Origin of the sequence: Gilliamella sp. Pra-s52, assembly GCF_009795805.1 — a bacterium.
GTDB lineage: Bacteria > Pseudomonadota > Gammaproteobacteria > Enterobacterales > Orbaceae > Gilliamella.
Window position 1 is genome coordinate 85,548 of sequence record NZ_WTEY01000001.1, and the last position, 15,188, is coordinate 100,735.

The 15,188-nt window shown below is 35.6% G+C and carries 13 protein-coding genes; 10 read left to right on the forward strand and 3 right to left on the reverse strand.

Annotated features, from left to right (window positions below):
* The first annotated feature begins 96 nt into the window (after positions 1-96).
* Together secE and nusG are read left to right on the forward strand one after the other, a co-directional pair.
* Positions 97-498, forward strand: coding sequence for a preprotein translocase subunit SecE (secE, locus tag GQ594_RS00440; RefSeq protein ID WP_160401725.1), 402 nt, complete (start codon positions 97-99; stop codon positions 496-498).
* A gap of 2 nt (positions 499-500) precedes the next feature.
* A complete protein-coding gene (gene nusG / locus GQ594_RS00445; RefSeq protein WP_160401724.1) occupies positions 501-1,046 on the forward strand; it encodes a transcription termination/antitermination protein NusG in 546 nt (181 codons plus the stop codon).
* Between the two features lie 207 nt (positions 1,047-1,253).
* Here nusG and GQ594_RS00450 read toward each other — a convergent pair whose 3' ends face one another.
* Positions 1,254-1,805, reverse strand: a complete 552-nt coding sequence (locus GQ594_RS00450; RefSeq protein ID WP_160401723.1) for an HPP family protein — start codon at positions 1,803-1,805, stop codon at positions 1,254-1,256.
* Positions 1,806-1,985: 180 nt separating this feature from the next.
* Between GQ594_RS00450 and GQ594_RS00455 the strand changes: the two genes are divergently transcribed.
* Positions 1,986-2,558, forward strand: coding sequence for a TetR/AcrR family transcriptional regulator (locus tag GQ594_RS00455; protein WP_160410996.1), 573 nt, complete (start codon positions 1,986-1,988; stop codon positions 2,556-2,558).
* A 70-nt stretch (positions 2,559-2,628) separates the two neighbouring features.
* On the opposite strand, the gene GQ594_RS00460 is transcribed toward GQ594_RS00455, so the two are convergent.
* Together GQ594_RS00460 and GQ594_RS00465 are read right to left on the reverse strand one after the other, a co-directional pair.
* Positions 2,629-4,551: an ABC transporter ATP-binding protein gene (locus GQ594_RS00460; RefSeq protein WP_160410997.1), complete on the reverse strand. Its 1,923-nt coding sequence runs from the start codon at positions 4,549-4,551 to the stop codon at positions 2,629-2,631.
* A 153-nt stretch (positions 4,552-4,704) separates the two neighbouring features.
* The gene (locus GQ594_RS00465) at positions 4,705-6,708 is read right to left on the reverse strand and encodes an OPT family oligopeptide transporter (protein ID WP_160410998.1); all 2,004 of its coding nucleotides are present in this window, start codon (positions 6,706-6,708) and stop codon (positions 4,705-4,707) included.
* A 209-nt stretch (positions 6,709-6,917) separates the two neighbouring features.
* Here GQ594_RS00465 and mazG point away from each other — a divergent pair, with 209 nt between their 5' ends.
* The 7 genes from mazG (at position 6,918) to yejF (ending at position 15,129) form a co-directional block, all read left to right on the forward strand.
* Positions 6,918-7,754, forward strand: a complete 837-nt coding sequence (gene mazG / locus GQ594_RS00470; RefSeq protein WP_160411258.1) for a nucleoside triphosphate pyrophosphohydrolase — start codon at positions 6,918-6,920, stop codon at positions 7,752-7,754.
* A complete protein-coding gene (locus tag GQ594_RS00475; RefSeq protein WP_160410999.1) occupies positions 7,747-8,187 on the forward strand; it encodes a hypothetical protein in 441 nt (146 codons plus the stop codon). Before mazG ends, GQ594_RS00475 begins: the two co-directional genes overlap by 8 nt.
* 643 nt (positions 8,188-8,830) lie before the next feature.
* On the forward strand, positions 8,831-9,064 hold the full coding sequence (locus GQ594_RS00480) for a helix-hairpin-helix domain-containing protein (protein ID WP_160411000.1): 234 nt from the start codon (positions 8,831-8,833) through the stop codon (positions 9,062-9,064).
* A gap of 378 nt (positions 9,065-9,442) precedes the next feature.
* Positions 9,443-11,251, forward strand: coding sequence for an extracellular solute-binding protein (locus tag GQ594_RS00485; protein ID WP_160411259.1), 1,809 nt, complete (start codon positions 9,443-9,445; stop codon positions 11,249-11,251).
* 1 nt (position 11,252) lies between these two features.
* A complete protein-coding gene (locus GQ594_RS00490) occupies positions 11,253-12,341 on the forward strand; it encodes a microcin C ABC transporter permease YejB (RefSeq protein ID WP_160411001.1) in 1,089 nt (362 codons plus the stop codon).
* Positions 12,341-13,372, forward strand: a complete 1,032-nt coding sequence (locus GQ594_RS00495) for an ABC transporter permease (protein WP_160400518.1) — start codon at positions 12,341-12,343, stop codon at positions 13,370-13,372. The genes GQ594_RS00490 and GQ594_RS00495 overlap by 1 nt, the downstream gene beginning before the upstream one ends.
* Complete coding sequence (gene yejF / locus GQ594_RS00500) at positions 13,369-15,129, forward strand: microcin C ABC transporter ATP-binding protein YejF (RefSeq protein WP_160411002.1); 1,761 nt, start codon at positions 13,369-13,371, stop codon at positions 15,127-15,129. The genes GQ594_RS00495 and yejF overlap by 4 nt, the downstream gene beginning before the upstream one ends.
* Positions 15,130-15,188: the final 59 nt, after the last annotated feature.

A 15,188-nucleotide genomic window follows, 5' to 3' on the forward strand; every position in this document is an offset into this window, starting at 1 on the left:
TGCCCTTTCTTATCTAGTCTGTTTAGCAAAATGTTTTTATTAAAAGAGCATTTTGGAAAATAGATATTATTATAAATAACATAATATAGGTTTTATATGCTAGTAAGTAACGAGAATCAAGATCCAAATACTATTTTAGATAAATTCAGATGGGGTTTAGTTCTAGTATTGATTGCATTTGTTGTTTGGGGAAACTTTTATTTTTCTGAACCTAATGATATATATCAACCTAATTCAATCGTTCGGATTATTGCGGTTGTTATCATTTCGCTGTTGGCTTTATTCATTGCGATAACAACCCGTAAAGGTAAATTATTTTTATCATTTTTACAAGAATCTAGAAAAGAGTTAAGAAAAGTTGTATGGCCAACTCGTAAAGAAACGACACAAACAACTTTACTAATTGCGGCTATCACAATTGTTGTTGGTTTGGCGCTTTGGGGAATGGACTCTTTCTTCCGTTCAGTAATTTTTTATTTAACATCAATAGGGCGCTAACAATGAGTGAAACACAGCAAAAACGATGGTATGTTATTCAAGCTTATTCAGGCTATGAAGCCCGTGTTGCACAATCATTGCGTGAATATATTAAATTACATAATATGGAAGATGCATTTGGCGAAGTATTGGTACCAACCGAAGAAGTTGTTGAAATGAAAAGTGGTCAACGTCGCAAAAGTGAACGTAAATTCTTCCCTGGTTATGTATTAGTCGAAATGATGATGAATGATGCGACTTGGCATTTAGTAAAAAGTGTACCAAGAACAATGGGATTCATTGGTGGAACATCGGATCGACCTGCACCGATTAGCCAACGTGAAGTTGATGCAATCATGAATCGTCTACAACAAGTTGGTGATAAACCACGTCCTAAAACATTATTTGAACCGGGTGAGCTTGTTCGTGTTAACGAAGGTCCATTTGCTGACTTTAACGGTGTTGTCGAAGAGGTTGACTACGAAAAAAGTCGCTTAAAAGTGTCTGTTTCTATTTTTGGACGTTCGACACCGGTAGAGCTAGATTTTAGCCAAGTTGAAAAGAGCTAATCTTTTGATATAGTTTTTTCACTGAATTACAGTATTTTTTTAAAAAACCACAAGAGTCTATCTTGTGGTTTTTGTTTTTATGAAACAAATACAATGCCTTTTGAGAATAATAGTTCTATTTCTAATGTATTTTATTAAAGTAAGTAGCCAAGCTAGGTAAAACCACTATAGGATCATAATTTAACTTATTAATATAATACAGGCAGTCTACTCTTTTTTAGATTTTTTTATTCTTTTACCCATATCAAAGTGATATCCCAACCAATAGTTAGGCCAACGAGCTTCGGCTCCTATATTATTAACTATTAAAGCAACCATGACTAATAAAACCGAACCTACAAGTACTGGTGTTATCAAGAATGAATAGTCAGTCATTCCAGACATCATGATTAGAATAGGATTTGCACCAGCAGGGGCGTGAATTACACGCAGTAACTGCATCAATGCGATAGATGTCCCAACAGCTAATGCTATCGGTATAATTCCATTGCTAAATAAATTAATGAATAACACACCTATAAAAGACGAAACAAAATGCCCTCCTATAACACTTCTTGGTTGTGCCAATGGCGATTTAGGGACAGCAAATAACAACACGCATGTTGCACCAAATGGAGCCATAATTGCTAATGTACCTCCCCAATGAGTGATTACGAGCAAAGTCAAAATCCCTAAAGCACCCCCAATAAATCCTCTCAATATAGCTACTGCATGAGGCTTAGGTTGCATCACCTCTCCTCCTTTTAATTTTTCTAGCATAAATCTCTCCTGTTTGGTTAATGTGGGATCTTAATAAAACTAGTAACCGTATTAAGTAAACGATATCGTTTACTTAATGTATATTTATTGACTTGAAAGGTCAAATATTATTTATAATTAACTTCATTAGAGCTATTGTGATAAAATCGAAAATATTCTAGAAATTACAAATAATAAAAAATGAAATTGAAACCTGAAATTGTTGATACAATACTTGTTGCGGCTGAATCGCTATTTAATGAATATGGGTATCATTCTGTTAGTTTAGAGCTTGTTGCAGAAAATGCAGGTGTATCAAAAAGAACGTTATATAAATATTTTGGTGACAAAAATGGGCTGGTAAGTAAAGTATTACTTAGGCGGAATGTTTTTTTAAAAAAATCACTTACAGATGTTATCACTGTTTTTTCTGAGAAAAAAGACAAAATCAATGCAATTATTTCATGGCATATAAAATGGTTTAAGAATGATAACTACCGCGGTTGTATGTTTGTACGAGCTAAGTCTGAATATAACAATAAAAGCGAAGAAATATGCGCTATTGTGAGCGAACATAAAAAATGGCTTCAAGATAGAATTTTTGAATGTCTAGGAGGCACAAAGTCATGTGAACAGGCATCTTGTCTAATTATGTTAATACTTGAAGGTATGATATCTTACACATCCGTTTTTGGTATTGAGGGATATGACTTTGAACAGGCAAAAATGTACATCTATGATATCGTCGATAACATTGGAGAGGATAGCCTATGAATAATTTAAATAGCTGGCTTATAGATAATGGATAGCCATTACCTCAAGCCTCTTAATAGAAATGACCAATTTAATCTAAGTTAAACGACTCCAGCTGTTGTTGTAATTCTAACCATTGCAATTCTGTTTCTTCTAATTGATTTTTAAGTTGGCTTTGCTCTAGTAACAAAGTTGTAAGTTCATTTTTTTTGCTCGCGTCATAGATTGCAGGATCTGACAATTGTTCTTCAATTTGCTTTAATTGATTGGTTAATTTATCAAGTAACTGTTCTTCTTTTTGTAACTGTTTCTTAATCGGTTGCATTTGTGCGCGCAATTCGGCTTGTTTACGTTTTTGTTCTTTACGATCCTGAGCCGAAACATTATTGGTATTTTCTTTTTTTATTGACTGACTTTTATCATTGGATTGATGTTCAGATTTTTGCACTTCTGCTAACCACTTTTGATAATCATCAAGATCGCCATCAAAAGGTTCCACTTTATGATCATGGACTAAATAGAATTCATCGGTAGTTGAACGCAGTAAATGGCGATCATGCGACACCACCACTAATGCACCGTCAAAATCAATTAACGCCTCAGTCAACGCTTGTCGCATATCTAGATCTAGATGGTTAGTTGGTTCGTCTAATAAAAGTAGATTTGGTTTTTGCCATACAATTAAAGCTAAAACAAGACGTGCCTTTTCACCGCCTGAAAAGGTCTTAACTGGCTCGGTAACTTTATCTCCCTGAAAATCAAATCCACCTAAATAATTACGTAGCTCTTGTTCCGTATTTTGGGGTTCGGAAAGTTGCATTAAATGCCAAAGAGGGGATTCATCAGGACGCAAATATTCCAATTGATGTTGAGCAAAATAGCCTAATTGAACACCTTTTGCTAAACTGATCTTTCCTTCTTTTGGCTCTATTTCGCCCGCTAGCAATTTAATGAGTGTTGATTTACCAGCACCATTGCGGCCTAACAATCCAATACGTGAACCAGGAACTAAGTTGAGTTTAATCTTTTCTAATATAATTTTATTATCATAACCAGCCACAACTTTGTCCATCATTAAGAGTGGACTTGGCAAAAATTCTGATGGTTTAAAGCTAAAATGAAATGGGTTATCCACATGTGCAGGTGCAATTAGCTCCATTCGTTCTAACATTTTTATTCGGCTTTGTGCTTGCTTAGCTTTCGTGGCTTTAGCTCTAAAACGATCAATATAACCTTGCAGATGCGCTACTTTTAATTGCTGGCTTTCATAAAGTGATTGTTGTTGAGCAAGTTTAGTTGAACGTTGGATCTCAAATGACGAGTAGTTACCGGTGTATTCAAATAAACTTTTTTGTTCAATATGAATAATTTTATTGACTAAAGGATCTAAAAAATCACGATCATGAGAAATTAAAATCAATGTACCTGAATAATTACTTAACCATTTTTCAAGCCAAATGACAGCATCTAAATCAAGGTGATTGGTGGGTTCATCAAGTAGTAATAAATCGGAGCGACACATTAATGCCTGAGCCAAATTTAAACGCATTCGCCAGCCACCAGAATAGGATTTAACGGGTGATTGCAATTGCTCGTTAGAAAACCCTAAACCATGCAAAAGCGCTGCAGCTCGAGCGCGAATTGTCCACGCATCGATTGTATCAAGTTTTTCATGCAAAAGAGCAATTTGCTCGCCATTATTTTGCTGATTAGCAATATCTAACTGCTTTTCTAATTGTCGATACTCACGATCACCATCAATAGCGTATTCAATGGCAGGAATATCTAATGCTGGCGTTTCTTGATTAACCCAAGCAAGTTGCCATTGGGTTGGAATACTTAACGTGCCAGCATCAGCTTGAATTTCACCTTTAATTAGTGAAAATAACGTGGATTTTCCACAACCATTTTTACCTACTAACCCGACTTTTTGTTTTGGATTAATCGTAGCTGAGGCATTATCTAAAAGTAAATTAATACCGCGGCGAACTTGGATGGTGTCAAATACTATCATGATATTGTTATCTATTATTCAAAATAAAATATGTTAATAAAATACTATTTTAATGCCTTACAATAAAGCATGACATAAAAACAATCAACGTAAATAAAAAAGCCCTTTGTTACAACGAATAAAGGGCTTAAATTTAACAGCGTTTAAACTAAACTATTTTTTTACTGCCGACAAAGCACGACGAATAAAAAACAGACAAACGCTCACAAAAACAAAAAGACCTAAAAACTCAGGCAGCACACCCAAATCGGCTGAAATAGCAAGCGGAGCGTCGTTCCCGCCACTTGTAATACTAATAACAATCACAATAGCTAATAATACGCCGACCAAACTCTCGCCAACAATTAGCCCTGATGCAATTAATGCCGCTTTACGATCCACTTTCTTAAATTGCGCTTCTGGATCTAAATTTTGTGCTTGTGCTTTTTTATAAGTATAACGTTTAATTATCCATGATAAAAAAGTACCAATAATAATTGGTGTTGTAATACTTGGCGGTAAATAAATACCCAAACCAATAGCAAGAGCAGGTATACGAAACTTAGATTTATTTTGAGCTAGAATTAAGTCAATAATGATAACAATTGTACCTAAAGCAAGCCCAATTAAAATCATTGTCCAATCAAGTTGATGCGAAAAAATACCTTTAGCAATTGTTGTCATCAATGTTGCTTGTGGTGCAGCTAACACTTGTTTGGGATCCATATCAGCACGAGGTAAAGCACCAGTAAAGCCGTAAGCATTATATAAAATTTCTAAAATAGGAGCGATAACAATCGCACCAACCACACAGCCAATTAATAACGCAACTTGTTGTTTCCATGGCGTAGCATGAACTAAATAACCTGTTTTTAGATCTTGCAAATTATCGTTTGAAATACAAGCGATTGATAACACTGCACTGGTAGTAAACAGGGCAAGCGCTGTGGCAAAATTAGAACCCTCGATAGAAGCTAACATACCATTGACTTCACCCAAACCCAATAAAACCAATGAAATAACAATCACTGCAACGATGGCAATGCCTGATATTGGGCTAGCTGATGAACCCACAAGCCCTGCCATATAACCACACGCGGCAGCCACTAAAAAGCCCATAATAAAAGCAAACAACGTAGCGCAAAACACTAATGACCAAGCAATGCCTGCCGACAATCCACTATCAGCAATAAAGCTATAAAAAGTCACTAACAAAATAACCAACATACCAGCCATGATTAAGAAAATAGCTTTAGGTGATAAATCGCGCTCGGTTGGTGCAATATCATTAGCTGACACATCTGCACGCATACTTTTAAAAGAGAGCTTTAATCCTTCAATCATTGGTTTAACTAAAGTCAATAGCGTCCAAATAGCGGCAATCGCAATAGTACCAGCCCCAATAAAGCGGATATCTTTTGCCCAAAAGTTCATTGCAACTTTGGCTAATGGTTCGCTAGTATCATAATCATAAATCGCGCTTAAAATTGGAATACCAAAGACCCAACCAATAATCGTACCAATCAAAATAGCAATACCAGACATAATGCCAACTAAATAACCAGCACTAAGTAACGCTAAAGAAAACCCCATAGGTAATTGAAAGATAGACTTACCTGCACTAAACCAATAAGCCGCACTATCAGATAACAAGCGAAAGCCATTGGTAAATAAACTAACAACAGAAGCGATTGTGCCCCCAAATAAAATATCCTTAAGCCCATCATTTGCTTCGTTATTATCGGTTTTAGAGCCCGCCTTTAAAATTTCAGCGGCGGCCACGCCCTCTGGATAAGGCAAATCACTTTTAACAACCATCACATGACGCAACGGGATAGAAAATAAAACCCCAAGCATTCCGCCACCGGCACACACAGCAAACGTCAACCAAAACGGAAATCCTTGCCAATAACCAATCATCAACAAACCAGGAAGAACAAAAATGATGGATGAAAGCGTTCCTGCTGCTGAAGCTTGGGTTTGCACCATATTATTTTCTAAAATAGTGGCGCCCGAAAACAGCCTTAATACGGCCATCGAAATCACTGCCGCAGGAATGGCTGACGAAAACGTTAATCCTACCTTCAAACCTAGATAGACATTTGACGCCGTAAAAATAACAGTAATAAGGGCACCAAGAATGGTACCCCTTAACGTAAGTTCTCGTAGATTATTCATATTATTTTATACAATTAATTTCAAAGTTATGTATTATATACTTAATTTACATTTATCAGCTAGAAGTTCCATAAATAACATTATTTTTCATGATGTTAACGTTTTTTTAACAAATAATTTACCAATAAAAATAAAATAAATTTCCATTCGCGCTAAAACCAATAACGCTTTTGTAGTGAAAGCTTTACAATAACACAACTAACCTAAAACTGACGGAAAATACCTTGAACGAATTACAACGCCTGCAATCCATCACTCAACAACTGCGCGATCCGATAAAAGGGTGCGAATGGGATCGTGTGCAAACTTTTGAATCTTTAAAATCTTATACACTAGAAGAAACCTACGAAGTACTAGACGCAATAGAACGGCAAGATATGCACGAACTTAAAAATGAACTTGGCGATCTACTGTTTCACATTATTTTTTATGCCGATTTAGCAAAAGAACAAAATGCATTTAATTTTGACGATATTTGTCAATCCGTGGCGGATAAATTAGTGCATCGCCACCCCCATCTATTGGGTAATAACAACACTGTTGGCAATAACAATACCGAAAAACCAAACTGGGAACAACTAAAACAGACCGAACGTAATAACCGCTCACAATACTCAATATTAGACGACATACCAAATGCGCTCCCCGCCTTAATAAAAGCCGACAAAATACAAAAACGCTGTGCATCGGTTGGATTTGATTGGACAGAATTACAACCAGTTCTAGACAAAGTCAAAGAAGAACTCAACGAAGTTGAACAAGAGCTTAATAAAAACAATTGTGAACAACAAAAAATTGAAGAAGAACTTGGTGACCTATTTTTTGCAACTGTTAATTTAGCAAGGCACTTAAAAATCAAATCGGAACTCTGCTTGCAGCAGGCTAACCAAAAATTTACGCGACGTTTTAAACAAGTCGAATCGATCCTTCAACAAAAAAATATTACTTTAACTCAAGCAACACTTGAAGAAATGGAAGCCGCGTGGCAAAGTGTTAAACAACTAGAACAAATTAACCCTAATAGCGAAGTAACTCAACATGACTGAACAAAAAAACGAATTGTATCAAGAAATCGAAGCATGGGCACAAAATGCCATTTTAAACAGCCCAACATGGAGCATTAACCAGCTCGATTATTCAGAAAAAAGCATCACTGTCGTTGAAATGATCATCAGTGAGATAGCTGAAAAAAACTTCAGCATATCAGAAGAACAACTCAACATGATATCACAAGAATATGGATGTTACTTATTACTCACTGCGCATAAATTATACGGCGGCGAGTTTTATTGGAACGAGGAGTTTGAACAACCCATGCTAATTTGTTGCGAACCCGACGCCATGATAGTTCTTATGACATGGAACAAAGTCAAAGGGCGCCTAGTGGGGGATAAAGCCGATCATATTGCTTATTTCTTAGATGAATTTGGCAAAGCAACCTTCCAGCCAGAAAAGGGCAAGCACGTGGTTTATTTATAATAAAAAGACGTTATTGTAATAGACAAACCTTATTGCCTATATCGTTAATTAACACTATTCTAAAATAGTTATAAATTAATGGAATAACAGCCTCGCCCCCGAGGCTATACAAATATTTGCTAACGCATTAAACCTGACGTTATTGTTGTCTGACGCTTATAATGACCTAGTCATGCTCTTTGCTTGATAAAGCAACTAGCCTTAATTATTGGTACATTTTGACGCTGAAATAAAACAAATAACATAGTCTTAAGTGGTTTTTATAAGTCACTTTTTTATAAAAAACAACGCAAAAACCCTCCCAAAAATCGGTCAGGAAAGATATTGATTTTATTGAAGTTTTTTCTTGGTTCTTTTATCTGTTTTTCTTGCTTTTCAACAAGCTAATCCTGCATTTTATAAACTTTACCGACTTTCGTCGTATGTTATAAGTGAGTACATTTGTCCTAAAAATAGGACATAAAATCAAGGTAATCCCCTAAAATACCATTTCAAAAAACTTCAATAAAATCAATACCTTTACTGACCAGTTTTTGTCGATAATTTCTACAAAAAATATTCAAACCTACAAAGTTGATTTGCCTTTTTTGAGGCTTAGTTTATAGTACCTTGGTTATTTTTAGATTTAACATAAGGTGATAATATGGCTTTTTCAGAAACAGAACGGCAACAGTTAATGGAACTTAAATTTGTTGGCACTAAAATTATTGAAAGACTTGAACAAATGGGTTTTGATTCTTTTCAACAATTACGGCAAACAACGTTAGATGAAGTCCTTAGTAAAGGCGCTCTATTGACTGGCTCTACATGTTGGAAAAATAGTCATCAAGCAAAAACGACAATACGTAATATTTTGAGTTTGGTTAATCATACTTAGAATTATTTCATTTTTTATCACATGTATACTTTTAACCAGTAGTCTCATTTTATCTTATTAATTAGGTTTTGCTCATTTAGTTGAAGTTTGGCAAAATAGGCAACTTAATTGAGGTTTGTGTTTACCTTGAATGACTGATTTGTTAATAATCAATAAAAAGTGACATAAATATGCTATTATCAATATGTTATTGTTAAATGGAGCAGGAATGGAATTGGGATGATTAGTCGAATAAAACAACCTATAAAAATATTATTCATCTTGAGTTACTTAAGTGGCATGGTCGTTTGTTCTGCGCCTGTTTTTGCTGATGAAGAACAAACCGTGTCGCCACAGACCGAGCGCCAAATCGAGGAGGAAGTTGATGTTAATCCTCCAATGCCATTACCTGAAAATCAGCAAGTTGAGCTTGTGGGGCCACGCCAGCCACACGAGGTGATTTATCATAAGACGATCTATTCCCTGTCAGGTAAACCCAAGTATCCCGATGATTTTAAGCACCTTGATTATGTCAATCCTAATGCACCTAAAGGTGGCGTAATTAAACTGGCTGAAATTGGTTCTTTTGATAATTTAAATCGCTTTGCTAGCCGTGGCGCACCTGAACGTAATTCTGGGGCGCTGTATGATAGTCTTTTTACTAATACTGAGGATGATATTACCAGTTTTTATCCCCTTATTGCGACGTCAATTACCTATTCTAATCAATATCGCTGGGCGGAAGTGGCAATAAATCCTCGTGCTCGTTTTCAAGATGATAAGCCTATTACTGCTTATGATGTTGAATTTACCTTTCATAAATTTATGACCGAAGGCGTGCCTCAATACCGTGTTTATAATAAAGGTGTTACCGTTAAAGCGATAGATAATTACCATGTGCGAGTTGATATCCCTGAGTCGGATCGTGAAAAGCTTCTTTCGTTTGTGGGTAGTATGCGAGTTATTCCCCAACATTTTTGGCAACATCATGATTTTTCAGAGCCATTAAACATCCCGCCAGTGGGTAGTGGTCCTTACTATATTAGTGATTATAAAATGGGGCAATATGTTGTTTATCGACGTAATCCGAATTATTGGGCGCGTGATTTACCGATTAATAAAGGTCTAGATAATTTTGACGAAAAACGTATTGATTATTATATGGATGATAACGTTTCACTAGAAGCCTTTAAAGCTGGTGAATATGATCTGCGAGCTGAAGATCAACCCAAAAATTGGTTTACTCAATATCAAGGTCGATATTTTGATAATAACCATATTATTAAACAAGAAAGACCGGTTAAAACCGCAACCGATACTAAGTGGCTAGCATTCAATTTACAAAAAGAACTATTTAAAGATATTAGAGTTCGTCAAGCTATCACACTGGCATTTGATTTTGAATGGCTAAATCATGCGTTTTATTATAACAGTTACAAAAGACCTTACAGCTTTTTTGAAAATACTATTTATTCGGCAAAAGGTAAGCCAACAGGGCAAGAATTAAAGTGGCTCAATCTTTATAAGCATATTATTCCTGACGCTGTTTTTGATAATGCTTATTTTATTCCTAAAAGTGATGGGCAAGGTTTTAATCGTGACAATTTATTAAAAGCGGCTGAATTACTAAAACAAGCTGGATGGGAAATTAAAGGCGGCAAGTTAATTAATATCGAAACGCAGCAGCCATTTGAATTTGAACTGATCAGTTCTCTTGGTAGCGATATTAAATATGCTATTCCTTTTCAACAAAATTTGGCCCGTTTAGGGATCACCATGAAAATTACCTTGTTAGATTCCGCACAACATTTACGGCGTGTTCGTGAGCGTGATTATGATATGGTTGCACGTGATTATTATGCCGTAAATTATCCCAATTCTAATTTATTGATGTTTTGGGGAAGTGAATACCTTAACTCATCGTGGAATGCTTCGGGGTTACATAATAAAGCTATCGATGGCATTATCGCTGAAATTATTAAGAATGTGGATAATCAAGAAGAACTTGTCCCATTAGGACGTGCACTTGATCGTATTTTAACGCAAGAATATCCAATGATTCCAATGTGGTATAACAGTAAAACGTATTATGCCTATTGGAACAAATTTGGGCAACCAACTATACAACCGACTTATGCAATAGGGGTTGATAGTTGGTGGTATGATGCAAATAAAGCAGCTAGCCTGCCTAAAAATCAGGAACATTAATATGCTAAATTACCTTATTCGTCGACTGTTGCTGATTATTCCAACATTGTTTGTGATTTTGACTATCAATTTTTTTATTGTACAAGTTGCACCAGGTGGACCAGTCGATCAGGCGCTTGCTATGATTGAAAATGGCCCGCAAGCAGGGCAAGGATTATTGCCGGGGAGTGGTGGTTCTTCAACATCAGTACAACAGTATAAATATGAGTCGAACTATCGAGGCTCACGTGGGCTTGATCCACAAGTTGTTGCGATGATAGAAAAACAATACGGCTTTGATAAACCAATATTTGAACGTTATATCGAGACGCTAAAGAAATATATACTATTTGATTTTGGTAATAGTTTTTTTAAAAGTGAATCGGTATTAGGTTTAATTGCCAAAAGTTTACCTGTTTCAATTTCATTGGGGTTATGGAGTACTTTAATTGTTTATCTGATCTCAATCCCTTTAGGTATTCGCAAAGCGGTGAAAGATGGCTCTGCATTTGATTTTTGGTCAAGTACGTTAATTATTATTGGTTATGCTATTCCGCCTTTTTTATTGGTGGTGTTATTGATTGTGCTATTTGCGGGTGGCAGTTATTGGGATGTTTTTCCACTTCGTGGGCTTGTTTCGAATCATTTTGATCAACTTGATTTTTGGGGCAAAGTAAAAGATTACGCATGGCACATCTGTTTGCCTACTATTGCAATGGTTATTGGCGGTTTTGCTTCGCTTACTATGCTGACTAAAAACTCATTTTTAGATGAAATCCGCAAACAGTATGTAATAACTGCACGTGCTAAAGGGCTAAGTGAAAGAAGAATTTTATATAAACATGTCTTTCGTAATGCAACATTGCTGATTATATCAGGCTTTCCTGCTGCTTTCGTGGGGATTTTATTTACTGGTTCGTTACTTATCGAAATTATTTTTTCGCTTAATGGGCTTGGTCTATTGGGTTATGAGGCAATTATCCAACGTGATTACCCCGTGATTTTTGGGTCACTTTACATTTTTACGTTGGTTGGGCTTGTTACTAAGCTGTTATCTGATTTGTCTTATATGATGATAGATCCACGCATTGACTTTGAGGCTCGCAACTAATGACCACTCATTATTCTATTAATCAACAACGTTGGCAACGATTTAAACATAATCGCCGTGGCTATTATTCACTTTGGTTATTTATGATCTGTTTTGTGATTAGCTTATTTGCTGATTTTATTGTTAACGATAGACCGATTTTTATTAAATATCAGGATAATTACTATTCGCCAATTTTTCATTTTTATCCCGAAACGGAATTTGGTGGGCAATTAGAAACGCAAACTAATTATCTTGATCCTGCTGTACAAAAGAAAATAGAAGCTAATGGTTGGATTTTATGGCCACCGTTTCGTTATAGTTACAATACATTAATTTACGATACATCAAGCACTTTTCCAACACCACCTTCGTCGTCACATTGGTTGGGAACCACTGATGCAGGGTTTGATGTATTAGCGAATATCTTGTATGGCTTTCGTATTTCAATGTTTTTTGCTATTTTTTTAACAGCGTTTACTTCAATTATCGGGGTAATCATTGGTGCAATTCAAGGTTATTATGGTGGAATAGTTGATCTAATAGGGCAACGATTTATTGAAATTTGGTGCGGTTTGCCAGGTTTATTTGTAATTATTTTATTGGCTAGCATTTTGCCACTTGATTTTTGGTGGTTGCTCGGCATTACTGTTTTGTTCGGTTGGATGGGATTAGCTGGAATTGTGCGTACCGAATTTTTACGAACTCGTAATTTTGATTATATCCGTGCAGCCAGAGCAATGGGGGTAAGTGATAGTAAGATTATGTTTAGTCATATCTTACCTAATGCTATGGTAGCAACATTAACCTTTTTACCTTTTATTCTTTGCGGATCAATTACTACTTTAACATCACTAGATTTTTTAGGTTTTGGTTTGCCGATTGATTCACCATCCCTTGGTCGTTTATTATTACAAGGTAAAAATAATTTACAAGCGCCTTGGCTGGGTATTAGTTCATTTTTAATTATTGCAACTTTACTGTCACTGCTTATTTTTATTGGTGAGGCGGTAAGAGATGCCTTTGATCCAAACAAAGGAACATATCAATGAGTTCTCCTTTATTATCAGTACAGGATTTAAGTATCGCATTTAAACGTGGTGCACATTTACTATCGCAAGTAGTAAGTAATATTAGTTTTGATATTAATGAGCAAGAAACACTTGCGCTAGTAGGGGAATCAGGTTCAGGAAAAAGCATTACCGCACTATCTATTTTACGATTATTACGTAAGGAACAAGTGGTATATCCAACTGGCGAGATTTTGTTTGAAGAAAAATCATTATTACACGCGCCAGACAAAGAACTTCGTAAAGTCCGTGGTAATGAAATTAGTATGATCTTCCAAGAGCCAATGGTGTCATTAAACCCTTTGCATACCGTTGAAAAACAGCTCTACGAAGTCCTTGCATTGCATCGAGGTATGAGTCGCCATAATGCACGTAGCGAGATTTTGCAATACCTTGATCGTGTGGGAATTAAAGATCCAAAAAGTAAGTTATCGGTTTATCCTCACCAACTATCAGGTGGTGAAAGGCAACGAGTAATGATTGCTATGGCGATTTTAACGCATCCTAAATTATTGATTGCCGATGAACCTACTACTGCTTTGGATGTATCAGTGCAGGCGCAAATTATTCAGTTATTAAAAGAGCTGAAGAAAGAGCTGAATATGAGCATGTTATTTATTTCACATAATCTTAGTATTGTGAAAAAGCTAGCTGATAAAGTGGCTGTAATGCAACAAGGGCAAATTATTGAATACAATAATAAGCAGCGTATTTTTTTACGCCCACAACATGAATATACTCAAACATTATTAAATTCCGAACCCACCGGGGAACCAGTACCGCTGCCTGATACTCCTGGAATTCTGCTTAATGTTAATCATCTTAATGTTGAAGTCATTGGGAAAAAACAGTTATTTCTTAACCAAAAAAAGAAGATCGTTAACAACATTGGATTTGCTGTACACCAAGGCGAAACAGTTGGGATTGTGGGGGAATCAGGATCGGGTAAAAGCACTACAGCACTAGCGATTTTGCGATTGATTAAATCGCAAGGTGATATTTTATTTGATAGTCATCCGATACAACATTTAAAGGCTAAAAAATTGTTACCGTTTCGTAGCCGAATTCAAGTGGTCTTTCAAGATCCGTTTTCATCACTTAATCCACGTTTTAATGTTGAGCAGATTATTAGTGAAGGATTGGTGACTCACAAAAAACTAAGTAGAGCGGAGCGTGAACAAGCGGTAATTGATATTATGCAAGAAGTTGGTCTTGACCCTGAAATGCGTTATCGTTATCCAACTGAATTTTCTGGCGGTCAGCGTCAACGAATAGCCATTGCTCGCGCATTAATTTTACAACCAGAACTATTGATTTTAGATGAGCCAACCTCATCGTTAGATCATACTATTCAAAAACAGATTATTTATTTACTTAAGTCGTTGCAAGAAAAGTATCAACTTAGCTATTTATTTATTAGCCATGATTTAGCGTTGGTTTATTCTATGTGTCATCAAGTGGTTGTAATGAAAGAAGGTCAAATTATTGAACAAGGTTCACGTGAAAAGATTTTCTATTCACCTGAAGATGAATATACCAAAACATTACTTTCATTTTTGGATAAATTACCGCGAAAACAAAATAAGACTTTGATTCACCTAGATAAAATTGAAAAAATAGAAACTACAGTAAAATTTACTGATAAAGATAATACTCAACAAGAAAATCAACAAAATAAAAAGCCAGACCAAGAAAAAAAGGTCAATTGGGATGATGCGCTGTTGATGCGTAAAAAATGAATATATAAAACAATAATTTAAATTATAATTAATTTTTAATAAATCAATACATTAATTTA